This window comes from Marinobacter maritimus (assembly GCF_007671675.1).
In the GTDB taxonomy this organism is placed as follows: domain Bacteria; phylum Pseudomonadota; class Gammaproteobacteria; order Pseudomonadales; family Oleiphilaceae; genus Marinobacter; species Marinobacter maritimus.
This window is the reverse complement of the sequence record NZ_VCGW01000001.1, coordinates 1448673-1472708: the sequence shown is the minus strand read 5'-3', so window position 1 is coordinate 1472708 and position 24036 is coordinate 1448673. Positions and strand designations below refer to the sequence as shown.

Below are 24036 nucleotides of genomic sequence, written 5' to 3'. Positions count from 1 at the left end.
CGCACCAGCCCAAGGTGAGCTATTCAAAATGCAAGAAAGCATGATGGAGCAGTTATGGCAGACGTCCCACTTGCAAGGTGGAAATCTGGCCTATGTCGAACAGCTTTTTGAAACCTACCTGACAGACCCGAATGCCGTCCCGGAAGAGTGGCGTAGCTATTTTGACAAGCTTCCAAGCGTTGACGGCTATCAGGGTCGTGACGTTATTCACTCCTCGATCCGTGAGCAGTTCGAGCACATAGCCCGCAATCAGCGTTTTCTTGCGAGTAACGGCGTGCCTGTCAGTGCAACATCGGATGCTGATAAAAAGCAGACCCGTGTTCTCCAACTTATCAACGCTTATCGCTTTCGCGGTCATCAGGAAGCAAAGCTTGACCCTCTCGGAGTTTGGCAGCGTCCAAAGGTAGAGGATCTTGATCCGTCTTTTCATGAATTATCAGAATCCGATCGGGATCTGACCTTCCAAACGGGCTCCCTGAGTTTTGGCTCTGAGACCATGAAGCTCGGAGACATCGTCGACGGACTGCAGCAGACTTATTGCGGCAGTATTGGCGCTGAGTACATGCACATAGTTGATACCCGCATCAAGCGCTGGTTTCAGCAGCGTATGGAGCCTGTTCGCTCTGAGCCGGGTTATGAACCCAATACCCGAAAACACATTCTGGAACGCCTCACGGCAGCTGAAGGCCTGGAAAAATACCTCGGTTCGCGTTATCCCGGCGTCAAGCGGTTTGGTCTAGAGGGCGGTGAAAGCCTTATCCCTTGTATGGACGAATTGATCCAGCGCGCTGGCCACTATGGTGCCAAGGAAATTGTCCTGGGCATGGCCCACCGTGGTCGCCTGAATATTCTGGTCAATACGCTGGGTAAAAACCCCAAAGAGCTTTTTGACGAATTTGAGGGTAAGAGGCTGGCCGATTCAGGCTCCGGTGACGTGAAGTATCACCAGGGCTTTTCATCCAACGTGATGACAGAAGGCGGCGAGATACACCTCGCGATGGCGTTTAACCCATCTCACCTTGAAATTGTATCTCCAGTGGTAGAAGGTTCTGTGCGCGCCCGTCAGACCCGTCGTGCTGACACAGAAGGTAACCAGGTTGTTCCTGTTATCATGCACGGTGATGCGGCATTTGCTGGCCAGGGCGTGGTAATGGAAACGTTCCAGATGTCCCAGACCCGCGGGTTTGGGGTGGGCGGAACCATCCACATAGTTATCAATAATCAGGTTGGCTTTACGACCAGCAAACAGGAAGATGCCCGATCGACGGAGTACTGTACTGACGTTGCCAAAATGGTTCACGCGCCGATACTCCACGTGAACGCGGACGACCCTGAAGCCGTTGTGTTTGTGACTCAAATGGCGATGGACTATCGTAATGAGTTCAAGGGCGACGTGGTCATCGATCTGGTTTGTTATCGCCGCCGTGGACACAACGAAGCGGATGAGCCTGCCGCAACCCAGCCGATGATGTACGAAAAGATTCGCAAGCTGAAGACGACCCGCACTATTTACGCAGAGAAGTTGGTCGCTGCGGGTGTTCTGAGCGAAGACGAAGCCAAGCAGATGGAAAATGATTATCGTGACGCGCTGGATAATGGCGAGCACGTGGTCAAGTCCCTGGTCAAAGAGCCCAATAAAGATCTGTATGTGGACTGGACGCCTTACCTGGGCCACCAATGGACGGCCAAGTGCAAATCCAGCGTAGCGCTGAAAACTATTCAGAAGCTGGGTAAGAAACTGACCCAGGTGCCGGAAGGGTTCAGTATTCAGCGCCAGGTTTCGAAGATTGTCTCGGATCGCGAGAAAATGACAGCGGGAGCCTTGCCCATCAACTGGGGCTACGGCGAGATCATGGCTTACGCAACGCTGTTGAATGAGGGGCATCCTATCCGGCTGACGGGCCAGGATGTGGGTCGTGGAACCTTCTCTCATCGGCATGCGGTTTTGCATAACCAGAAAGACGGATCCAGGCATATTGCTCTTGCGCAGCTTTCTGACAAGCAGCCGATGTTTGAAATTTATGACTCGCTTCTCTCGGAAGAGGCGGTTATGGCGTTCGAATACGGCTACTCCACTACCACGCCGGATACGCTGGTGGTCTGGGAGGCACAGTTTGGCGACTTCGCAAATGGTGCGCAGGTTGTTATCGATCAGTTCCTCACCAGTGGTGAGCACAAGTGGGGACGCCTGTGCGGGTTGACCCTGCTGTTGCCGCACGGCTATGAAGGGCAGGGGCCGGAGCACAGTTCTGCGCGCCTTGAGCGCTTCTTGCAACTGTCTGCCCAGCACAACATTCAGGTATGTGTGCCAACAACACCATCCCAGGTGTTTCACATGTTGCGTCGCCAGGTGAAGCGCCCGCTGCGTAAGCCGCTGGTCGCTATTACGCCCAAGAGTTTGTTGCGTCACAAGGAAGCAACCTCGGATCTGGATGACTTGACATCAGGCACCTTCCAGACTGTTCTTCCCGAGAAGGAACTGCCGGAACCGAAAAAGGTTGCCCGGGTTATTCTTTGCAGCGGCAAGGTCTATTACGATCTGCTGGAAAAGAAGAAAACCGACGAGCGCGACGATGTTGCCATTGTGCGCATTGAGCAGCTCTATCCGTTCCCCGGTGAGGATCTGGATGAAACTCTGGCCAAGTACTCAAAGTTGAAACACGCGGTTTGGTGTCAGGAAGAACCTATGAACCAGGGCGCCTGGTACAGCAGTCAGCACCATATGCGCAACGCGCTGCAGCGGCTGAACCCCAAGCTTCATCTTCAGTACGCCGGTCGTGAGGCCTCCGCTGCCCCGGCAGCAGGTCATATGTCTGTTCATATTGAAGAGCAGAAAAAACTTGTTAACGACGCGTTTGAAATCTGACGAGCTACCGAACTAAGGAACTGTAATGTCTACTGAGATAAAAGCACCCGTTTTCCCGGAGTCGGTCGCAGAGGGTACCGTCGCGACCTGGCACAAAAAACCTGGCGAAGCCTGCTCACGCGATGATCTGATCGTCGATATTGAAACCGACAAGGTTGTCCTTGAGGTTGTAGCGCCCGCTGACGGTGTTATTGAAGAGGTTGTCAAAGGAGAAGGTGACACCGTGGAAAGCGGTGAAGTCATCGGTAAATTCAAAGAAGGTGCCGTGGGTGACTCCGAGTCTGCTGATAGCAAGGGCAGTAAGGATAGCAAAGCCGACGCAGGTGCAGGTGGTGACGCTGACAAAGAAGAGGCCAAAGCTGATCAAAGCCAGACCTCGGGCGACGCCATTCTGAGCCCAGCAGCCCGCAAGCTGGCTGATGAGAACAACGTTGACCCGGGTTCCATCAAAGGCACCGGAAAAGACGGTCGAGTTACAAAGGAAGATGTTCAAAATCACGTAGATAACGCTAAGTCTTCAGGTGAGTCCTCGAAGTCCGAGGCTGCTATGCCAGAAGTCAACGTTGGTTCGGGTGAGCGCCCGGAAAAACGCGTTCCCATGACCCGCCTGCGGTCCAGCATCGCCAAGCGTTTGGTGAATGCGCAGCAAACCGCAGCCATGTTGACGACTTTTAACGAGGTCGACATGGGCCCGATCATGGAGCTGCGCAAGCAATACCAGGATAGCTTTGTGAAGCGCCACGACATCAAGCTCGGCTTTATGTCCTTTTTTGCCAAAGCTGCAACCGAAGCGCTCAAGCGTTTCCCTGCGGTCAACGCTTCCATCGACGGTAATGACATGGTTTATCATGGTTACCAGGATATCGGTGTCGCGGTCTCTACCGAGCGTGGTCTGGTGGTCCCAGTACTTCGTGATGTGGATGCATTGGGTCTGGCAGATATCGAGAAGAAGATTGTTGAGTACGGCACCAAGGCAAAAGGTGGCAAGCTCGGAATTGATGATATGACTGGTGGTACTTTCACCATAACCAACGGCGGCATTTTTGGATCGCTTCTTTCCACGCCGATCCTGAACCCGCCGCAAACGGCTATTCTTGGTATGCACAAGATCCAGGAGCGCCCGATGGCGGTCAATGGCAAGGTGGAAATCCGTCCAATGATGTACCTTGCCTTGTCTTATGATCACCGTATGGTCGACGGCAAGGAGGCGGTGCAGTTCCTTGTTGCAATCAAGGAAATGCTCGAAGACCCGGCGCGTATTCTGCTGGACGTCTGAGCCGACACTTAACGAATCGGAAAACAGGATTAACTATGTCTGATAAGTACGACGTAATCGTCATTGGCGCAGGCCCGGGTGGCTATGTTGCTGCCATAAAAGCCGCTCAACTTGGCCTGAAAACCGCGTGTGTCGAATCGTGGAGCTCGGAAGATGGCAAAAGCCAGGTGCTTGGCGGCACCTGTCTTAACGTAGGTTGTATTCCTTCGAAAGCGCTGCTGGAAATTTCTCACAAGTTTGAGGAAGCCAGCCACGACTACGAAATGCAGGGCATCATTGCCAAGGATGTCAAAATCGACATCGCCAAGATGATGGAGCGCAAGAGTGGCATTGTTAAACAGCTGACGGGTGGTATTGCCGGGTTGTTCAAGGCCAACGGAGTGACTTCCATCCATGGTCACGGCAAGCTTTTAGCCAATCGTCAGGTTGAAGTCACGGATAAAGACGGCAAGACAAAAACCTACGAAGCTGAGAACGTTATTATCGCTACCGGCTCCAAGCCCATTGATATACCGCCGGCTCCAATGACCGAAGGCTATATCGTCGACTCGGAAGGCGCACTGGAGTTTGATGAAGTTCCCAAGCGTCTTGGCATTATCGGTGCCGGGGTTATCGGTCTTGAGCTGGGCAGCGTCTGGGCGCGTCTGGGTTCTGAAGTAACCGTGCTTGAAGCGCAGGATACCTTCCTGCCGGCGGTTGATCAGCAGGTTGCCAAAGATGCGCTGAAGCAGTTTCGCAAGCAGGGCCTGAACATCGTTATGGGTGGTCGGGTAACTGGCGCCGAGGTCAAACGCAAGCTGGTCAACGTGAGCTACGAAGACAGCAAGGGCAAGCAGGAACTGAAAGTCGACAAGCTGATTGTTGCCGTTGGCCGCCGGCCTTACACCGATAATCTGTTGTCAGCAGATTCCGGCGTTAACATGGATGAGCGTGGCTTTATCTTTGTCGACGAAAAGTGCAAAACCGAGGCGCCAGGTGTGTGGGCCGTGGGCGACGTTGTTCGTGGTCCGATGTTGGCGCACAAAGCTTCGGAAGAGGGCGTCATGGTTGCCGAGCGTATCGCCGGCCACAAGCCGCAGGTTAATTATGACTGTATTCCTAACGTCATCTACACATCGCCGGAAGTGGCTTGGGTAGGTAAGACTGAAGAGCAGCTCAAGAGTGAAGGCGAAGCCTATAAGGTTGGTACTTTCCCGTTTGCGGCTAATGGTCGTGCGATGGCGGCAAACTCCGCCTCAGGCATGGTGAAAATCATTGCCGACGAGAAGACTGACCGGATTCTGGGCTTCCATGTTGTGGGTCCTCAGGCATCTGAAATCGTTGCTCAGGGCGTTATTGCCATGGAATTTGGCTCCAGTGCAGAAGATCTGGCTCTGACCTGTTTTGCACATCCGACTCTGTCCGAGTCTGTGCACGAGGCAGCGCTGGCTGTTAACGGTGGCGCAATTCATATTGCGAACCGTCGCAAAAAGAAGTAACGCAAACCAGGAAGCAGGGGCGCCCGTGATGGCGCCCCTTTACCATAAAAACAGCTGATTTCCTGTTGCGATCATGGTGAGCTGGCTTAAAACCCTGCTCGCCGAATGGAATTCGCAGTAAAGACTTCCCGGCTGGGAAGTCGCGGGTTCACTTTCCGTACGTGGTTATCCTCCATCAAAAAGCGGGACACTAACTATGAATTTGCACGAATATCAGGGCAAACAGCTCTTCGCTGAATATGGCTTGCCAGTATCGCAGGGCATTGCCTGCGATACTCCGGACGAAGCAGTAGCAGCTGCAGAAAAGATTGGCGGCAACAGCTGGGTTGTGAAGGCTCAGGTTCACGCTGGCGGCCGCGGTAAAGCCGGCGGTGTAAAGTTGGTCAAGAACACTGACGACATTCGCGCGTTTGCCGAACAGTGGTTGGGCAAGCAGCTGGTCACTTTCCAGACCGACGAGAACGGCCAGCCGGTCAGCAAAATTCTGGTTGAATCCCTGACGGATATTGATCAGGAATTGTATCTGGGTGCGGTTGTCGACCGTGGCACTCGCCGTATCGTATTCATGGCATCCACCGAAGGTGGTGTTGAGATTGAAACAGTTGCGGAAGAAACTCCGGAAAAAATCCTGAGAGCCGAAATTGACCCGCTGGTAGGCGCACAGCCATATCAGGGTCGTGATCTGGCATTCCAGCTTGGCCTGGAAGGCAAGCAGATTGGTCAGTTCACCAAGATCTTCATGGGTCTGGCGAAGCTGTTCGAAGACTATGACCTCGCGCTGATGGAAATCAACCCGCTGGTTATCACGCCGGCCGGCGATCTTCACTGCCTGGACGCCAAGATTGGTGTCGATGGCAACGCGTTGTACCGCCAGAAGAAGCTGCAGGAAATGCGCGATCCTTCACAGGAAGATGCCCGTGAAGCAGAAGCCGCAGCCTGGGAACTGAACTACGTTGCACTCGAGGGCAACATTGGCTGCATGGTTAATGGCGCTGGTCTGGCCATGGGTACCATGGACATCATCAAGCTGTCTGGTGGTCGCCCGGCCAACTTCCTGGACGTTGGCGGCGGTGCGACCAAAGAGCGCGTATCCGAGGCGTTCAAAATCATTCTGTCTGACGACAACGTTCAGGCAGTTTTGGTGAACATTTTTGGTGGTATCGTTCGTTGCGATATGATCGCTGAAGGCATCATTGGAGCGGTTAAGGAAGTGGGCGTCAAGGTTCCCGTGGTTGTGCGCCTTGAAGGCAACAACGCTGAGAAGGGCACCAAGGTACTCGCCGAAAGTGGCCTGAACATTATCGCCGCCACAAGTCTGGCGGATGCTGCAGAGCAAGTCGTTAAAGCCGCAGGGGGTAAATAATGAGCATCCTGATTAATAAAGACACCAAGGTAATCTGCCAGGGCTTTACCGGCGCACAGGGTACGTTTCACTCTGAGCAAGCTATTGAATACGGCACGAAAATGGTCGGTGGCGTAAGCCCGGGCAAAGGCGGTACCGAGCATTTGGGTCTGCCGGTGTTCAACACCGTGCGTGAAGCTGTGGAAAAGACCGGTGCTCAGGCTACCGTAATCTACGTTCCTGCTCCGTTCTGCAAAGACGCTATCATTGAAGCGGCGGATGCCGGCCTTGAGTTGATCGTGTGCATTACCGAAGGCATTCCGACCATTGATATGCTGTACGCCAAAGAATACGTTGATCGTAAAGGCGTTCGCATGATCGGGCCCAACTGCCCAGGCGTTATCACTCCGGGCGAGTGCAAAATCGGCATCATGCCAGGCCACATTCACAAGCCAGGTAAGGTCGGTATCGTATCTCGCTCCGGCACCCTGACTTACGAAGCGGTCAAGCAGACCACAGACTTCGGCTACGGCCAGTCTACCTGCGTAGGCATTGGTGGTGACCCGATTCCAGGATCCAACTTCATCGATATCCTCAAACTGCTGCAGGACGATCCGCAGACAGAAGCGATTGTGATGATTGGTGAGATCGGCGGCACCGCGGAAGAAGAAGCGGCTGCGTTCATCAAAGAGCATGTAACCAAGCCTGTGGTTTCGTACATTGCTGGTGTTACAGCACCTCCGGGCAAGCGTATGGGCCATGCCGGTGCCATCATCTCTGGTGGTAAGGGTACAGCGGATGAGAAATTCGCGGCTCTGAACGACGCCGGTGTTAAAACCGTGCGCAGTCTGGCTGAGATTGGCAAGGCTCTGCAGGAAGTGACTGGCTGGTAAAGCTGGTTTCTTTCACTAAAACCCCCGTTTCTGTTCTGCAGAGCGGGGGTTTTTTATTTATAATGCCGGGTCGTCTGATCTACTATGGGGCGAATCCCATTCAAAAGAAGGAGTTTGTGCTTTGAGTTCTGTAGATTCCCAGCAACGGGTTTTGTCCGGTATGCGTCCGACCGGCAAGCTTCATCTTGGTCATTACCACGGTGTGCTGAAAAACTGGGTGAAACTCCAGCACGAATTTGAGTGCTTCTTCTTTATCGCCGACTGGCATGCTCTGACGACACAGTACGATGACCCCTCCGGCATCGAGCAAAGCGTCTGGGACATGGTGATCGACTGGTTGGCCGCCGGGGTGAACCCCGGATCCTCCACCATGTTTATCCAGTCTCAGGTGCCTGAGCACGCTGAGCTGCACTTGCTGTTGTCCATGATCACCCCTCTGGGCTGGCTGGAGCGCATTCCCACTTACAAGGATCAGCAGGAAAAACTGCGCGAAAAAGACCTGGCAACCTACGGTTTCCTGGGCTATCCGCTTTTGCAAACTGCCGACATATTAATGTATCGCGCGGGCAAAGTGCCGGTAGGCGCAGACCAGGTATCGCATGTTGAAATTACTCGTGAGATAGCCCGCCGTTTCAATCATATCTACGGACGTGAACCCGGGTTTGAAGATCAGGCGGAGTCTGCCATCGTCAAGATGGGCAAGAAAAACGCCAAGCTCTACCGCACGCTCAAAAAGCGGTATCAGGAAGAGGGTGATCTGGAAGCTCTCGAAACCGCTCGCGCTTTGCTTATGGAACAGCAGAACATTTCCATCGGTGATCGTGAACGCCTGTATGGATACATCGAGGGTGGCGGCAAGGTCATTCTTCCGGAGCCACAGCCTCTGTTGACACCAGACTCCAAGATGCCGGGGCTGGACGGACAGAAAATGTCCAAGTCCTACAACAACTACATTGGCCTGCGGGAAGAGCCGGACAGCGTGGCTCAGAAAGTCCGTACCATGCAAACGGACCCCCAGCGGGTGCGACGGACAGATCCGGGGGAACCAGAGAAGTGTCCGGTATGGGGGCTGCATAAAGTCTACTCCGATGAAGCAACCAAAGAGTGGGTTCAGACCGGTTGTCGCAGTGCCGGCATCGGCTGCCTTGACTGCAAAAAGCCGCTTATAGATTCGATCATCGAAGAGCAGCGACCCTTGCGTGAGAGGGCTCTTGAATACGAAGACAGCCCCGATCTTGTGCATTCCATTTTGCAGGAAGGGCGTGAACATGCCCGGGACGCAGCCCGTGATACGCTTGAGGAAGTCCGGGCTGCAATGGGCTTGAGCTATCGCTAAGTCAGCCGAGCCAGAGCACGCCCCTTTGGCACGGGTTTCAGGGAAAGATCTGATTGATCTTCCTAGTGATCTGTATATCCCGCCAGATGCCCTTGCGGTGTTTCTGGAAGCCTTTGAGGGGCCGCTCGACCTTCTGCTCTACCTCATCCGTCGCCAGAATATGGATATTCTGGATATAGACGTGAGTGAAATAACCCGACAATACATGGACTATATCGGAGCCGTGGAAGCCATGCGCTTCGAGCTCGCTGCAGAGTATCTGGTGATGGCGGCCACGTTGGCGGAAATAAAATCCCGCATGCTTCTACCAAGGCACGAAAGTGATGAAGATGAGGAGATGGACCCAAGGGCTGAACTGATTCGCAGGCTGCAGCAGTACGAGCGATTCAAGCAGGCCGCTGAGGACATTGACGCATTGCCGCGTATGGAGCGAAACAGTTTTCCTGTATCGGCTTCGCTGCCGCAGTTACCATCGACCCAACAGCATCCCGATGTCGATTTTGTGGATATGCTTCTTGCACTTCGTGGCGTACTGGAGCGGGCGGACCTTTTCACCAGCCATCATGTGGAAAAGGAGAAACTGTCCACCCGGGAGCGTATGTCGGCCATTTTGTCCTTGTTGAAGGACGATCAGTTTGTTGCTTTTTCGAGCCTCTTCACTGTTGAAGAAGGACGGCTTGGTGTGGTGGTCACGTTTCTGGCAACGTTGGAACTGGTGAAAGAGCAGCTGATTGAAGTGGTACAGGCAGAAGTGCTGGGCTCGATTCACGTGCGTGCTCGGGCTGCTCGCTAGAGAATTCCGCATCGAGGGCCGGTGTGCCGAAAACGGATAGCCATCATGAATGAAGAACATCTTTCCCGAATTCAGGCAATAGTCGAAGCCGCGTTACTGGCTGCGGGCAAACCCCTGTCGCTTGACCAGTTACGGGACCTGTTTACCGAGGATGAGCGCCCGGCACGGCAGGTCATGGAACATGTGATGATGCTTCTTGGCGCGGCTTGTGAGGGTCGGGGTTTTGAGCTTCGTAAAGTAGCCAGTGGGTACCGGCTTCAGGTTCGTGAGGAGTTTGCGCCCTGGGTCAGCCGGTTGTTTGAGGAAAAACCTCAGCGCTATTCCCGGGCCCTGCTGGAAACGCTTGCATTAATTGCCTACCGCCAGCCCATTACCCGTGGCGAGATTGAAGACATTCGGGGTGTTACGGTAAGCAGCAATATCATTCGCACGTTACTTGAGCGAGAGTGGGTACGCATCGTCGGGCATAAGGACGTTCCTGGCCGGCCTGCGATGTATGCCACGACCCGACAGTTTCTGGACTATTTCAATCTTTCCAGTCTGGATCAGATGCCACCTTTGTCCGAGATCCGGGACCTGGAAGAAATAGGCAGGGAAATCGAAAAGAGTATTCAAGCCGAGATTGAGTTTGATTCAGCAGCGGCAAAGCCCGCGGGAGATAATCCTCCGGGCGAGACACTTCACTGATACCATTCGGGTATCAGTCAGCGATTAAGGATTATGTTCATGGCGTCAGAACGCCCCGGAAGAAAGGCAAAACCGGCCGCAGATACAGTGACTAACGCAGGCCCGGAGCGGGTCCAGAAGCTTCTCGCCCGTGCCGGTCTCGGCTCGCGTCGGGAAATCGAAGGCTGGATGGAAACCGGGCGCCTGACGGTCAATGGCGAGGCGGCGGTGCCGGGCCAGAAAGCAACGGTGAATGATCGGTTCGAGCTCGACGAAAAGCGGCTGGAAGTTGCAGCGGCTGCTGTGACTGTGCGCCGGGTGCTTATCTACAACAAGCCTGAAGGTGAAGTGACTACGCGGAAGGATCCTGAGGGGCGGCCTACGGTATTTGACCGTCTGCCCAGGCTCAAGGATAACCGCTGGATTTCGATAGGCCGGCTGGACATCAATACCACCGGGCTTGTGCTGTTCACTACCGACGGTGAGCTCGCCAATCGCCTGATGCATCCCTCAAGCCAGATCGACAGGGAGTACGCAGTCAGGGTTTTTGGCGAAGTTGATGACGCCATGATCGAACGCCTGATGGCAGGCGTGCTTCTTGAAGACGGCATGGCAAAGTTCAGTGATCTCAGTCCCGCTGGCGGCAGCGGAATCAACCGCTGGTTTCACGTTACGCTTCTTGAAGGACGTAACCGTGAGGTCAGGCGCTTGTGGGAGTCCCAGGGTGTGCGCGTAAGTCGCCTGAAACGTGTGCGATATGGGCCGATTTTTCTGCCCAGCAGGCTGACGCTTGGGAAATGGGAGGAGCTGGATCAGAAAGCCGTCGATTCCCTGAGCAAAACAGTCGGGCTTGAATCGATGGATATACCGCAAAAAACGCCGGATGAGCAGGCGGCCCACGAACGGCAGCGAAGAAAGAGCCCGGGGAGCGCTAACAAAAAGGCCGGAAGCCGGCGTTGGGATGTCAGCGATACCAAGCCGACTCGCAATGGAGGCTCCGAAAAGCCCCGCACCGGAGCGGGTAGGCCGAAGACAGGGTCTGGCCGGCCGCGTAAAGCTCATTCCGGAAGTGCTGGCAAGTCGGGTAGATAAGTCGGTGTTGTAATACTGAACCGGGCTGTTCAGCGAATGGTCGCGAACACCCGGGTGCAGTTCCGGCCCTGATCCTTGGCTCTATACAGCGCTTCGTCAGCGCGTGCTATCCACTGGTCCGGGGTTTCCTCTTGCATGTGCTGGGCCACACCGCAACTGACGGTTACCGACAGCTCAGTGCCTCCGCAGTCCACCCTGAGGTTTGCAATGGCACTGCGCACCCGGTCGGCTACGTCCCGGGCTTCCTGCTCGCCCGTATGGGGCAGCAAAATAGCAAACTCTTCCCCACCAAACCGGTAAACACTGTCTGAATTTCTGATTGCGGCCTCCAGTGCCTCAGCCGTCAATCGCAGCAAGTGATCACCCACCACGTGCCCGTGCTGATCGTTTACCGTTTTGAAATGATCCAGGTCGCAGAGAATCAAGGCGTACTCCTCTGCATGGCGTTGCGCAAGCAGGCTCGCGCGCTGAAGTTGTTCATCCAGGGCACGTTTGTTAGGAATTGCCGTTAGCGAATCAGTCAGCGCCGCCTGTTCAATGGCAATAAACTGGCAGGCATTGCGCAGCGGGCAGATGGCCGCGCTGATGATCATTTCAATGCCTTGCAGCTCCTCATCCGAAAATTTTTGGCGACGGCTCAGCGTCAAAGTTCCGTAACACACGCTTTCGAGATTAAGCCGATACTCACAGCGGTGAGGTCCACCGATACCGGTTGCATACACGAAATCACGATGAGCTATCTGATGGCGGTAAATCAGCGCGTCGAAGGGAATGATTCCGCCCAGTTCTTCCGCAAGAATACCAAGCTGGGTTTCCAGCGACAGTGTCGTGGAAAGCCGCCGGGTAAGTCTGCTGAGAGGATCGGGAGTGCTCGACCAGCCCTGATAGGCTTGTCGTAGCGCTGCCAGATCTTTTGGTTGAGAGGTGGATCTCTGTATCGACGGTATGTTTTTCACTGGGGTTCACTCTGCAGACAGAATCGATCATTCGCTTGCAGAGTGGTTAGCATTGTATGTGCCTATAACTAAAAAATGCATCTAAAACAATTTGATGTAATCGTTATTTAAAGTGCTTTGGGGTGCCTTTGAGCAAGTCCGGATCCAAGTGTCAAAAAAACGGCAAGCTCTTTCCGGAGGATGCGGTTACAGGCGCAAAATGCTGACCAAGGGGGTGGGGATGAAGAATCCCTGTGTTAAACTCTCGCAGTTATAGCATTAACTGAATCCCTGCTGTTTTCAGAAGTGAGCAACATTCCGTATGACGTTTCAGGCCCCAGAAAGTCTCTCCGAACAGATCGCCCAGCATCTCGAGCAGAGGATTGTCACGCGGGACCTGAAGCCCGGGAGTCGTATCCAGGAACTCAAGGTTTCGGGTGATCTCAATGTCAGCCGTGGTTCGGTGCGTGAGGCTTTGCTGATTCTGGAGCGTAGACATCTTATTGATATTTTCCCACGCAGAGGCGCGGTTGTTTCCAGCCTGACCGTGGCGAGTGTTAACAGTCTTTACGATATCTACATTGATTTGCTGTGCATGCTCGGACGCAAGGTTATCGAACGCTGGTCGGGTGATGAACTGGGCGGTGTTATGGGCCGGGTCCGGGAGGTTGAGGCGGTCATCCAGGCTGTAAACTCAACAGGGCCGGATGCGGCAGAAAAAGTGATCGATGCGGGCTTTGGCGTCATGCGTTACGCTTACGGGCTCGTGGACAACCCATTTCTGGAGGAAACTCTGGAGAACTTCCGGCCCGCTATCAGTCGCACCTATTTTGTTGCTCTGGAAAATTTCCGGGGAGGCATTGGGCAGACAGCTGTATTCTTCAGCCGCCTTGGAGACGCTGCGGTGAGTGGCGACGTTGACCGTATGCAGTCTGCTATAAAGGCCTTTGGCGAACATCAGCGTCAACAGGTACTGAGTACGCTCAAGGAGGAGGAGAGCGCGTGACATGCGCCTGAAGTCTATCAAGCTTGCCGGCTTCAAGTCATTTGTAGACCCCACTACGGTTCCGTTCCCTACGAATCTGACGGCAGTGGTTGGCCCCAATGGCTGCGGTAAATCCAATATCATCGACGCTGTCCGTTGGGTGATGGGAGAGAGCTCTGCCAAGTATTTGCGGGGCGAATCCATGACCGACGTTATTTTCAACGGCTCCAGCGCTCGCAAGCCAGTGGGGCAGGCATCCATCGAGCTTGTCTTCGATAACAGCGACGGTTCCGCTCCCGGAGAATTTGTCCGTTTCAACGAAATTTCAGTGCGCCGCCGGGTTTCCCGAGAGGGGCAGTCTGAGTATTTTCTCAACGGTGCGAAATGCCGCCGCAGGGATATTACCGATCTGTTTCTGGGCACCGGTCTCGGGCCTCGAAGCTACGCCATTATCGAACAGGGCATGATTTCTAGGCTGATTGAAGCCAAGCCGGAGGAGCTGCGAACGTATATTGAAGAAGCGGCCGGTATATCGAAATACAAAGAACGTCGCCGGGAAACTGAAAACCGGATGCGTCGCACTCAGGAAAATCTCGAGCGCCTGACCGATCTCCGCGAAGAACTCGGGCGTCAGCTGCAGCACCTGGAGCGGCAGGCCGCGGCTGCTGAGAAATACAAAGCCTATAAACATGACGAGCGCCAGAAAAAAGCCGAGCTGACCGTTTTGCGGTGGCAGGCACTGGACAACGACTTGCAAAGTTGGCGCGAAAAAATCCGCGACACCGAGCTGGAACTTGAAAAGCAGCTGACACAGCGTATTAGCCTGGAAACATCCCTCGAGTCTCTCCGGGATGGTCACCACGAACGCACCGAACACTTTAACCGTGCCCAGGCCCGCTATTATGAGGCGGGGGCCGATATTGCCCGCATCGAACAGAGCCTTGAACATCAGCGTGAACGCAGCCGGCAAACCGCTGCGGAGCTGGATCAGGCCATGGCTAACCAGCGAGAGCTCGCCCGCGAACTGAACCAGGACGAAGAAAAGCTGGCCGGAATTCATGAAGAGCTCGATATGATTGAGCCTGAACAGGAGGCGCTGGCCATCCGTTCGGAAGAGTCCGGTGAGAAGCTTCAGCAAGCGGAAGACGCCATGACCGAATGGCAGCAGCGCTGGGAAGAGTTCAGCTCACGTTCTGCAGATGCCCGCCGCGAAGCGGAGCTCGCTCAATCCCGCATCCGTTCCCTGGAACAGGCTATAGATCAGTTGCTGGCTCGCCAGCGCAAGCTTCACGATGAACAAGCCCAGCTGGATGGTCAGGTTGATCGAGCGGAGCTTGAGGCTTTGCAGGAACAGCAAGAGACACTGGAGTTGCAGCGTGAGGAAGCCGCTGAACGCATTGAAGCCGTGCACGATGAGCTACAGGATGCTCGTCATAACCAGCGTGATACTGAACAGAGCCTGGCTGACGCCCGCCAACGGGTTCAAACCCTGCAGGCGGCTCTGGATTCGCAGCAGTCTTTGCTCGACGAGCAGATGGGTGGGCAGGATGACGGGTTGCAGGCATGGCTGGCGGAACATGGCTTGGGTGATCTACCCCGGGTTGCCGGCAAGCTTCGCATAGACGATGGTTGGGAGTTCGCGCTGGAACAGGTTATCGGACGCTTCAGCCAGGGATTGTTGTTGCCGGACATTGATCAGCTGACTCAGGCTTTGCACGGCGCACCAAAGGGTCTGGCCGTTATTCAGTCTGGTTTTGGGGGCAGCGCTTCAACGCCGGCTCACGGGTTGGCAGCCAAGGTTGAAGGGATGGCTTCTGTTAACGCCATACTGGCGGGGGTCGGAACTGCGGAAGCCCTCTCTGAGGCCCTGTCACAGAGAACTGAGCTTGCAGAAGGCCACAGCATCATCACTCGTGAGGGTGTGTGGGTTGCCCGCGATTGGGTTCTGATGCCCGATTCCGACGCCGGCCAGATCGGCGTTATCGAACGACAGAAAAAAGTAGATGATCTGACGCAGCAGCTGGCCCGGGCGGAACAGTCTCTGGAGGAGGTAAGGGCTCGTTATGAAGCCTTGCAGGAACGAACAGACAGGGCAGAGACCGAGAGAGATGATGCCCAGGCCCGACTGAGCGACAATGATCGCGAGCTTGGCCAGGTTGTCTCGCGAATCAGTGGGCTCCGCGCCCGCGCCGAACAGATTGATGCCCGGCTCGAACGGATTCAGGAGGATGTTGCAGACGTAGCGCTGAATCTGGAAGAACAGCAGGAGAACCTTGGCATCGCTCGTGAAGAATGGCAGCAGGCACTGGTGCTGACCGAAGACGGGGATGATGAAAAAGAGCGACTGCTCGAGCAGCGCGACATGCTCAGAGAGAAGCTCGATGGTTTGCGTCAGGAAGCTCGCCACGACCGCGATCACGCGCATCAATTGCAACTGCAGCTGCAGTCACTCAGCAGCCAGCGCGATGGACTGAGGCAGACGATCGACCGCATGCAGCTGCAGAAGGAACGGCTGGAAGAGCGCCTGGAAATGCTCAGAGAATCCCGGGAAAGTGCGGAAGAGCCCGTGGAAGATCTGCAGATGCAGCTTGAAGGACTGCTGGATCGCCGGTTAGCGGAAGAAGAAAAGCTGCACGCAGCCCGTGATGCGCTGGAAGAAATTGATCGCGAGGTACGGGAAAAAGAGCAGGGCAGAAGCGGCACAGATCACCGGATTCAGGACGTCCGCTCAAAGCTGGAAAAACTGAAAATGGAGTCCCAGGCGCTCGAGATCCGCTCGGGCAACCATATTGAGCAGCTTGAAGAGCTGGATGTGAAGTTGCAAGACATACTCTCACAGTTGCCTGAGGATTCGAATCCGGACGAGTGGTCAGCGGAGCTTGAAAGAATCGGGAGCCGTATCCAGCGCCTTGGTGCGATTAACCTCGCGGCGATTGATGAGTATCAGGTTCAGAGTGAGCGTAAAACCTATCTCGATAGCCAGCACGAGGATCTGATGGAAGCGCTGGAGATTCTTGATACCGCAATCCGCAAAATCGATCGCGAAACCCGTCAGCGCTTCAAGGAAACTTTCGATCAGATAAACGAAGGCTTACAGGCACTGTTCCCGAAAGTATTTGGCGGCGGCAATGCCTATCTCGAACTGACGGGCGAGGATCTTCTGGAAACCGGCGTGACGATCATGGCCAGGCCGCCAGGCAAGAAGAACAGTACGATCCACCTGCTTTCCGGTGGTGAAAAGGCGCTAACGGCCATTGCGCTGGTGTTCTCTATTTTCCAGCTCAACCCGGCGCCGTTCTGTATGCTGGATGAGGTTGATGCGCCTCTTGATGACGCCAACGTCGGTCGCTACGCCAATCTGGTCAAGGAAATGTCAAAACAGGTACAATTTATCTACATAACCCATAACAAGATTGCTATGGAAATGGCAGATCAGCTTATGGGCGTTACCATGCACGAGCCTGGGTGTTCGCGTCTGGTTTCTGTGGATGTCGAAGAGGCCGCTGCTCTGGCAGAGGCCTGAAATCAGACTGACCAGAAAACCGCCAAGCATGACAAAAAGGCCATGTGATGCGGCTTTGCGTTGTATTCACTTCGTGGTTTTTTTAGAGTAGCAACCGGAGCCCTTTATTCGCTTCCGGATCTGATCTGCAAACAGGACAGCAGCACTATGTCACTTAGGGAATGGTTAATTGCCATCGGTACCCTGGTCATCATCGGCATTGTTATTGATGGTTTAAGGCGCATGCGCCGCGCCCGCAAGGAGTCTATTGCGATTTCTTCCGGTATGGGCGCCGATGACCTGAAAGATTCTCCTCTGGATGAACATCATAATCCTGAGCTCCCGAACGGTGGGGCGAGGACAATTTCGAAAGATACTCTGGAGGAGCGTGGCTACGTAAGGCGTGAAAAACCGTCACGTTCCCGTGCTCCGAAACAAAAGCCGACACGGCCCGTTCGTGAAGCTCTGTGGGAAGATGCAAACTTGCCCGACGATTCACTTGAAGGTGACGCTCAGGGCCCGGGAAGGGACGCAGTCGATAGCGGCGTGGGAGAGTCTGGTTTCTCCTCCGTGGAGCCAGAAGATCTGACCGGTGATACGGGCTGGGGGGCTGAAGATGATGAGTTGTCTCCGCCAGAACAACCTTCATCGGAGGACACCAGAAATGAGTCTTCTGCAAGCACGACTGACGTAGAACAAGATACGGCGCGCCGTGATCCTGTGGGCACCGGCCCGGAGCAACCTCTGGCAGGTGCCAACCGCCCGGAAGCCCGTGAGGTTATCGTGATCAATGTGCTCGCCCGTCAGGGAGAGGATTTTAGCGGGAGCGCACTGCAAAAGCTGTTTGAAGCTTGCGGCCTGGTGCATGGCGACATGAAGATATACCACCGCCATGAAGCCGAGGACACCATCAGCCCTGTGCAATTCAGCGTGGCGAACGCGGTTGAGCCAGGCACCTTCAGGCCCAATGACGTAGCTGCCATGACGACACCGGGTATCAGCTTTTTTATGAGTATGCCAGGGCCAACTAATGCATTGCAGGCCTTTGAATTCATGCTTGAAACTGCTCAGTGTGTTGTTCGCAATCTGGGCGGTGAATTAAAAGACGAGCGCCGTAGCGTAATGACGGCCCAAACGATAGAACACTGCCGGCAGCGTATTCGCGAATTTGAACGCAAACAGCGCTCGCCTCGCCACTGAGCCGGCCGGGATCAGAACTGAAATTACAATGCCCGGAGTAGTCCGGGCATTTTTTTGACAGCCAAGAGCACGAATCTATGAGTAAGGCGTCACCGGAAACGATCAAACTGGTAGAGGAGCTGCGATCTGCCCTTGATGAGCACAATTATCGGTATTACGTGCTGGACGATCCGGGTATCCCTGATGCGGAGTATGACCGTCTGTTCCGGGAGCTGCAGAAGCTGGAGACCGAATATCCCGAATTGGCATCGGACGACTCTCCGACCCGGCGCGTGGGCAGCAGTGCAGAAACCAGCTTTGAGGAAGTGGTTCACCGGTTGCCGATGCTGTCGCTGGATAATGCATTCAGTGAGGACGAACTCCGCGATTTTGATCGTCGGGTGAGGGAAAGGCTTGGCACCGATGGCGAAGTTGAATACGTCTGTGAGCCGAAGCTGGACGGGCTTGCTGTGAGCCTGCATTACGAGCAAGGCTCACTTACGCGGGCTGCGACCCGGGGCGACGGTTACGCCGGGGAGGACATCACGGCAAACATTCGCACCATTCCATCTGTACCGCTGCGGTTGAGAGGCAACGACGTTCCGGATCTGGTGGAAGTCCGGGGCGAGGTGTATATGCCACGGGCTGGCTTTGAAGCATTGAACAGCCGGCTGACAGATCAGGGTGAGAAAACATTCGTAAACCCACGGAACGCCGCAGCTGGCAGCTTGCGCCAGAAAAAGTCCACGGTCACCGCGCGACGACCTCTGGAAATGTGCGCCTACAGTGTTGCGGTCACAGACGAAAGCCTGTTGCCGGATACGCAGTGGGAAAGCCTTCAGCAAGTGCAGCGCTGGGGGTTCCGGATCAATCCGGAGATGCGCAAAGCCCTGGGAGCCGCTGAATGCCTTGAGGCTTACGAAGAGTTGATGCAGAAGCGGGATGCTTTGCCCTATGAGATAGATGGCATCGTGTTCAAGGTCAACCGGCTGGACTACCAGGAAACTCTGGGGTTTGTGTCCCGGGCGCCGCGCTGGGCTATTGCCCACAAATTTCCCGCACAGGAAGAACTGACGGTTATTGAGGATGTGGAGTTTCAGGTGGGTCGTACCGGAGCGGTTACACCGGTTGCGCGCCTTAAGCCGGTTTTTGTCGGTGGTGTGACGGTAAGCAACGCCACACTTCATAACATGGACGAGATCCGCCGCCTGGACGTTCGTATCGGCGATACGGTATTTATTCGCAGGGCCGGTGATGTTATTCCAAAAGTTGTGAAGGTGGTTCTGGAAAAACGCCCGGCAAACGCTGAATCTGTTGAGCTCCCCAAACAATGCCCGGTCTGCGATTCAGATGTTATCCAGATTGAAGGCGAAGCCATCGCCCGTTGCACTGGCGGTCTGTTTTGCCCTGCTCAGAGAAAGGAGGCAATTCGGCATTATGCGTCCAGAAAGGCGCTGGACATTGAAGGCCTGGGGGACAAATGGATTGATATCCTGGTTGATCAGGGCATGGTGAAAACCGTTGCGGATATCTACCTCTTGACCACTGCGGATCTTACCCGACTGGAGCGCATGGGTGAAAAATCTGCCAGTAATCTGGTAACAGCTATTGATCGCGCCCGTGAGCCAGTGCTTTGGCGCTTTCTTTACGCATTGGGTATCCGGGAAGTGGGTGAGGCCACGGCGAAGTCATTAGCGTCGCATTTCGGTACGCTTGAAGCGGTGGCAGAGGCGGATGAGGAAGCGCTGATTGCGGTACCGGATGTGGGACCGATTGTCGCCGGTCATATTCGCAGCTTCTTTGAACAGGTCCATAACCGGGAAACACTCGACGCCCTTCGTGAAGCCGGCGTCAGGTGGCAGGAAGAGGAGATTACGGCCGGCGCAAAGCCGCTTCAGGGCCAGACCTGGGTGCTGACAGGCACCTTGTCGCAATTGACCCGTGATGAGGTCCGGGAAAAGCTGGAAACGCTGGGGGCGAAAGTCGCTGGCAGTGTTTCGAAGAAAACGACCTGTGTAGTGGCAGGTGAAGCCGCCGGATCCAAGCTCGCCAAGGCTGAACAGCTTGGCGTGCGGGTGATGGACGAGCAGGCGTTACTGGATATGTTGAAGGAGCATGACCTGCTTTAAGTACTGGAGTCACAGTTTGCGGGGAACACTACCCGCACTGCGGCGGCAGCAGATGAATCTGAGAACTCGCGCAGATACCCCGTTTCCGAAACTGGCTAACATGGCGTTGTTCTGTAACGGTGTGTAAGTCACTGGTTTTTATCAACGTGCACGCACTGCCATAACAACAACGTTCTGAAACGGATTTTTTCATGCGCGCCGAGTTGTTTCCTCGCACTGTTATCGCCTTGCAGGTGGCTGTTGTCCTGCTGTTTGCTTTTTCCGCTTCCGGCTGTAAAACCGAGAAAGATCCGGATCAGCCGACGATTCTGGGTATACCACCGGCGACTGCCTATCTGGGTGTGGAGTACTACTACAACTTTGGTGCTTACGGCGGGGAGGATATTCTCGACTATACCTTGACGAATGCGCCGTCGTGGCTGGCTCTTGAAGATACCAGCAACAAAGCGCGGCAAGGTGTCATCATGCGGGGTGTACCAGGCCTCAGCGGCGGCGCCCGGGGCGATGCTGATCTTGGCAAACTGACCGATATTAATCTGGTGAGCACAGACGGCCAAATGGCTGGCGCCCAGCCGTTCGATATAGAGGTCAAATATAACGCCCTGTCCCTGGAAACTGATACGTTTACCGAAGGTGTCTCTCCGACTATTCCGGATACCCTCCGAGAACGTTGCGAGTTGCCCGTTCTGGAAACGCCCGGTGAACACAGCTTTACCGTCAATACCTATGATGCAAACGGCGCTGTTTCCGGTACTCGCGATCTAACGTTGCCTACCCGCGCGGTTTTCGTAAAAGTACTGTTGGATCGGCCTTCAGTAACCCGCGTGGCGGTTGCGTTCGAACTGACATCGAGTTACGACGCTTCCCGCTGCGATCCTGGTAATACTGCCCCGCATCAACGCTGTGATCACAGCAAGGCCAACGCCGGTGATGCCATTCCCGGGCTGGATATCGTTACCTTGGGCAGTGGCAGTGATGCGCTATTGGAAAGCCCTTCCTACCTGACCTATGAAGCGGATAACGCGGGGGTGTATACCAGTGGGGTTCTCACATTCGAGCCTGGGATTACCGAATGTTATATCCGCCTGGAGGTCGTGGATGACAGCTTTCCCGAACCCTCTGAAGCATTGCAACTCGATCTTACGGAAGTACGCTCTGGCCTCGCCGGGCTGGGTGAGACCAATGACGGTGTTCGTACCACGCTGGTGATTGATGACAACGAGCCGAGGGTGCGTCTTGAAACCATGGCCAGTGGCATACGAGACACGCTGAATGTTGGCGACTCCCGGGGATATGTGGCGCGCCTGTTCGGAGAGCGTGAGGGGATAGTTCGAGCCAAGCTGAGTCATTCGGAGGATTCCACTGCCCGACTTGGCACCGAGTTCAGCACGAGCCTGCCAGGAGATGAGCTTGTATTTCCGGATGGGGTAGATACGGTCGAATTCTCAATCACTGTGGCCGACTCTAGCACCTATTCCAATCCCGATCTGGATGATCGTTTTATCTTGCTGGGTCTGGACGAGGGCTTTCAGGTTGGGCGTGAGAATTATGCCCGGGCGGCGGAAGATGAAACACTTCGGGTCAGTATTAATGAGCTTGTATCACCCCTGGTTTTTGGTGTGGGAAACAGCTTCGTGGCTACGGATGTAGCGGTGGGACATGCCGGCATCATGTTTGTGGCCGGATACGACAGTATGGATAGCGACCGGGTAAAAGTCCTTTTATTCAGCCAGAAAGGTGGCTTGCTTCAATTACTTGAGGTATCCGCTCCCGGAGATCAATTGTTGGCACCAGAGCCGGTTATCAGCGTGGTTAAGCGCCAGGTGACAAAGGACAACATCAAGAGTGACCGCTTCGAGCTTCTGGTGGCCTACAGCACAGACAGGCCGGTGGATGGCACCACAGAGCAGGGCGGTATAGATGTTGTCAGCACATTGTACTGGTACGACGAATCAATTAATGGCGGCGAGTACGTGGAAACCTGGACGACTCGAACCGGTACCACTGGAGACGATCTGGTTCGCTGGGCGGGCATAAATGCTGCAAGGGGCTACGTTGTGCTTGCCGGCGAGACTGATGGTGTGTGGCCAGGGCAAACAGCGGCTGGAGGCTTCGACAGTTATCTGCAGCGGATCGATTCATTGGCGGATGGAAACGGCTTCACTCCGGCGCTGGCGTGGACCCGGCAGGCCGGTGCGGCCGCAGATGATCATGTAGCTGGAGCAAGTGCTGACGGCACCAGTCCGTTACTGTTCGGATCCGCTCGCGGGGCTGTGAACGGTGAGCCTTCACTGGGGGGTGAGGATCTCCATTTTTATACCACGGCATCAGGAGACGGCAACCTCACGGTAAACCAACGAGGCACAGACGCGGATGAACAGATTACAAGCGGCGTGGTGATCGGAAGTACCCTATGGTTGCTTGGCAATGGCAGCAATGAGTACACCGTTGAGCAAGATGAGGAAGATAACCTGAGCCTGACCACTCAACCCGACTCCAGCGCAAGTGGTTTCGTGCTTGGGTACACCATCGGTGGCGAGGTTGTAAGGGCGTTTAATCTGAATGACGAGGGAGATACTTCCGAAGAGCAGTTTGCTGCATTAACCAGCTTTGCCGGTGATCTGGTCGCTGCTGGCGTTACCAATGGCGACTTCACTGGCTCTGCGGGAACCAGTGGTATTCGTTCTGCTATCGTCGCTCGAGTGTCTATGACGCCCGAAGCCGAGCCAGATGAGGAAACCACTGTGTTCCGAAACGAGTGGCGTTTCCAGATAAACTCTGTTGATTCAGAAGCTACGGGGCTGGCCAATTATCGGGACGACGAAATTGTGGCTTTGACACGCGAGGGAACAGGCTGGAAGGTGCTGCTGATCAGCCCTGAGGGTGAGCTACTGACTCCTTAGGATTCTAGCTAAAGTTTTAAACGCTGCCATGTTGCCCACCGACACTGGCATATAGGCGCAGGTAGTCCGTGCTGGTTACGACACCTACAGGCTCACCCTGAGTGTCTACAACCAAAGCGGCATTGAGCTGATGTGCCAGCATCAGCCTGGCAAGTTGGTGGGCATCGGTTTCAGGAGAGGCTGTCAGAAAGGCCGGTAGCTCGATATGAGTCAGGGTCTGGCTCATGGCGTTGGTTTGATGTTCGTGGAGCCATGCCAGCAGCCATTGCTGCGCTACCAGACCGGCAACGTTTGTGTCTGCGGTAACCACAAGGTGATTGGCGCCGTGTTCGTCCATCATGGTGATTGCCTCGGCCACCGTTGCCGTGGCGGGTATCGAGTAAAGTGCCGGGGAGCATATCGAGGAGACAGGCAGATAGGGCCGTTGGTCTTTGCGTTCGCCTGCAGCGGCCGCGCCGTACTCCTCCAGAGCGCGATGCCGGCCCGATTGAGCTGCTAACTGAAATTCGGCGTCCGTGGCCTCACCGCGGCCGGGATCTGTCGGCTGGCTCTCGGTCAGCTCGCTAACATCACCCACGCGTCGACCCCGGAACACTTCGGGCAATCTTGTCCCTAGGGGACGGCCTGGCTCGCTGACAAAAATGGACACTTGTCTTACCCT

At 55.0% G+C, this 24036-nt stretch carries 16 protein-coding genes; 14 read left to right on the top strand and 2 right to left on the bottom strand.

Going from position 1 to position 24036, the window contains the following annotated elements; translation table 11 throughout:
* Positions 1-28 precede the first annotated feature (28 nt).
* The 9 genes from FFI90_RS06735 to rluB all read left to right on the top strand — a co-directional run bounded on the left by FFI90_RS06735 (position 29) and on the right by rluB (position 11742).
* On the top strand, positions 29-2866 hold the full coding sequence (locus FFI90_RS06735; RefSeq protein ID WP_144777092.1) for a 2-oxoglutarate dehydrogenase E1 component: 2838 nt from the start codon (positions 29-31) through the stop codon (positions 2864-2866).
* Between the two features lie 25 nt (positions 2867-2891).
* Positions 2892-4142: a 2-oxoglutarate dehydrogenase complex dihydrolipoyllysine-residue succinyltransferase gene (gene odhB / locus FFI90_RS06730; RefSeq protein WP_144777091.1), complete on the top strand. Its 1251-nt coding sequence runs from the start codon at positions 2892-2894 to the stop codon at positions 4140-4142.
* 35 nt (positions 4143-4177) lie between these two features.
* Positions 4178-5620, top strand: a complete 1443-nt coding sequence (gene lpdA / locus FFI90_RS06725; RefSeq protein ID WP_144777090.1) for a dihydrolipoyl dehydrogenase — start codon at positions 4178-4180, stop codon at positions 5618-5620.
* A 196-nt stretch (positions 5621-5816) separates the two neighbouring features.
* Positions 5817-6983, top strand: coding sequence for an ADP-forming succinate--CoA ligase subunit beta (gene sucC / locus FFI90_RS06720; RefSeq protein WP_144777089.1), 1167 nt, complete (start codon positions 5817-5819; stop codon positions 6981-6983).
* On the top strand, positions 6983-7855 hold the full coding sequence (sucD, locus tag FFI90_RS06715; protein ID WP_144777088.1) for a succinate--CoA ligase subunit alpha: 873 nt from the start codon (positions 6983-6985) through the stop codon (positions 7853-7855). The genes sucC and sucD overlap by 1 nt, the downstream gene beginning before the upstream one ends.
* A 121-nt stretch (positions 7856-7976) precedes the next feature.
* On the top strand, positions 7977-9191 hold the full coding sequence (locus FFI90_RS06710; protein WP_144777087.1) for a tryptophan--tRNA ligase: 1215 nt from the start codon (positions 7977-7979) through the stop codon (positions 9189-9191).
* Positions 9184-9984, top strand: coding sequence for a segregation and condensation protein A (locus tag FFI90_RS06705; RefSeq protein ID WP_144777086.1), 801 nt, complete (start codon positions 9184-9186; stop codon positions 9982-9984). The genes FFI90_RS06710 and FFI90_RS06705 overlap by 8 nt, the downstream gene beginning before the upstream one ends.
* A gap of 45 nt (positions 9985-10029) precedes the next feature.
* Entirely contained in the window at positions 10030-10671 is a 642-nt protein-coding gene (gene scpB, locus FFI90_RS06700; protein ID WP_144777085.1) for an SMC-Scp complex subunit ScpB, read from the top strand.
* 39 nt (positions 10672-10710) lie between these two features.
* Positions 10711-11742 carry a 23S rRNA pseudouridine(2605) synthase RluB gene (rluB, locus tag FFI90_RS06695; protein ID WP_144777084.1) on the top strand — a complete coding sequence of 344 codons (1032 nt, stop codon included), beginning with the start codon at positions 10711-10713 and terminating at the stop codon, positions 11740-11742.
* 29 nt (positions 11743-11771) lie between these two features.
* Here the strand turns inward: rluB and FFI90_RS06690 are convergent, their stop codons facing one another.
* Positions 11772-12698: a GGDEF domain-containing protein gene (locus tag FFI90_RS06690; RefSeq protein WP_144777083.1), complete on the bottom strand. Its 927-nt coding sequence runs from the start codon at positions 12696-12698 to the stop codon at positions 11772-11774.
* A 301-nt stretch (positions 12699-12999) separates the two neighbouring features.
* Between FFI90_RS06690 and FFI90_RS06685 the strand changes: the two genes are divergently transcribed.
* The 5 genes from FFI90_RS06685 to FFI90_RS06665 all read left to right on the top strand — a co-directional run bounded on the left by FFI90_RS06685 (position 13000) and on the right by FFI90_RS06665 (position 23375).
* The gene (locus FFI90_RS06685; protein WP_144777082.1) at positions 13000-13683 is read left to right on the top strand and encodes a GntR family transcriptional regulator; all 684 of its coding nucleotides are present in this window, start codon (positions 13000-13002) and stop codon (positions 13681-13683) included.
* 1 nt (position 13684) lies between these two features.
* Positions 13685-17185, top strand: coding sequence for a chromosome segregation protein SMC (gene smc, locus FFI90_RS06680; protein WP_144777081.1), 3501 nt, complete (start codon positions 13685-13687; stop codon positions 17183-17185).
* A gap of 147 nt (positions 17186-17332) precedes the next feature.
* Positions 17333-18364: a cell division protein ZipA gene (gene zipA, locus FFI90_RS06675; RefSeq protein ID WP_144777080.1), complete on the top strand. Its 1032-nt coding sequence runs from the start codon at positions 17333-17335 to the stop codon at positions 18362-18364.
* 77 nt (positions 18365-18441) lie between these two features.
* Complete coding sequence (gene ligA, locus FFI90_RS06670; RefSeq protein WP_144777079.1) at positions 18442-20472, top strand: NAD-dependent DNA ligase LigA; 2031 nt, start codon at positions 18442-18444, stop codon at positions 20470-20472.
* A 191-nt stretch (positions 20473-20663) separates the two neighbouring features.
* Positions 20664-23375, top strand: a complete 2712-nt coding sequence (locus FFI90_RS06665; protein ID WP_144777078.1) for a Calx-beta domain-containing protein — start codon at positions 20664-20666, stop codon at positions 23373-23375.
* A gap of 16 nt (positions 23376-23391) precedes the next feature.
* Here the strand turns inward: FFI90_RS06665 and FFI90_RS06660 are convergent, their stop codons facing one another.
* Positions 23392-24024, bottom strand: a complete 633-nt coding sequence (locus FFI90_RS06660) for a CBS domain-containing protein (protein ID WP_144777077.1) — start codon at positions 24022-24024, stop codon at positions 23392-23394.
* Positions 24025-24036 lie beyond the last annotated feature (12 nt).

Coding starts and splice junctions, on each gene's coding strand:
- odhB (WP_144777091.1), top strand. CDS start 2,892: ATGTCTACTGAGATAAAAGCACCCGTTTTCCCGGAGTCGGTCGCAGAG.
- sucC (WP_144777089.1), top strand. CDS start 5,817: ATGAATTTGCACGAATATCAGGGCAAACAGCTCTTCGCTGAATATGGC.
- smc (WP_144777081.1), top strand. CDS start 13,685: ATGCGCCTGAAGTCTATCAAGCTTGCCGGCTTCAAGTCATTTGTAGAC.
- sucD (WP_144777088.1), top strand. CDS start 6,983: ATGAGCATCCTGATTAATAAAGACACCAAGGTAATCTGCCAGGGCTTT.
- zipA (WP_144777080.1), top strand. CDS start 17,333: ATGTCACTTAGGGAATGGTTAATTGCCATCGGTACCCTGGTCATCATC.
- scpB (WP_144777085.1), top strand. CDS start 10,030: ATGAATGAAGAACATCTTTCCCGAATTCAGGCAATAGTCGAAGCCGCG.
- ligA (WP_144777079.1), top strand. CDS start 18,442: ATGAGTAAGGCGTCACCGGAAACGATCAAACTGGTAGAGGAGCTGCGA.
- rluB (WP_144777084.1), top strand. CDS start 10,711: ATGGCGTCAGAACGCCCCGGAAGAAAGGCAAAACCGGCCGCAGATACA.
- FFI90_RS06685 (WP_144777082.1), top strand. CDS start 13,000: ATGACGTTTCAGGCCCCAGAAAGTCTCTCCGAACAGATCGCCCAGCAT.
- FFI90_RS06735 (WP_144777092.1), top strand. CDS start 29: ATGCAAGAAAGCATGATGGAGCAGTTATGGCAGACGTCCCACTTGCAA.
- lpdA (WP_144777090.1), top strand. CDS start 4,178: ATGTCTGATAAGTACGACGTAATCGTCATTGGCGCAGGCCCGGGTGGC.
- FFI90_RS06665 (WP_144777078.1), top strand. CDS start 20,664: ATGCGCGCCGAGTTGTTTCCTCGCACTGTTATCGCCTTGCAGGTGGCT.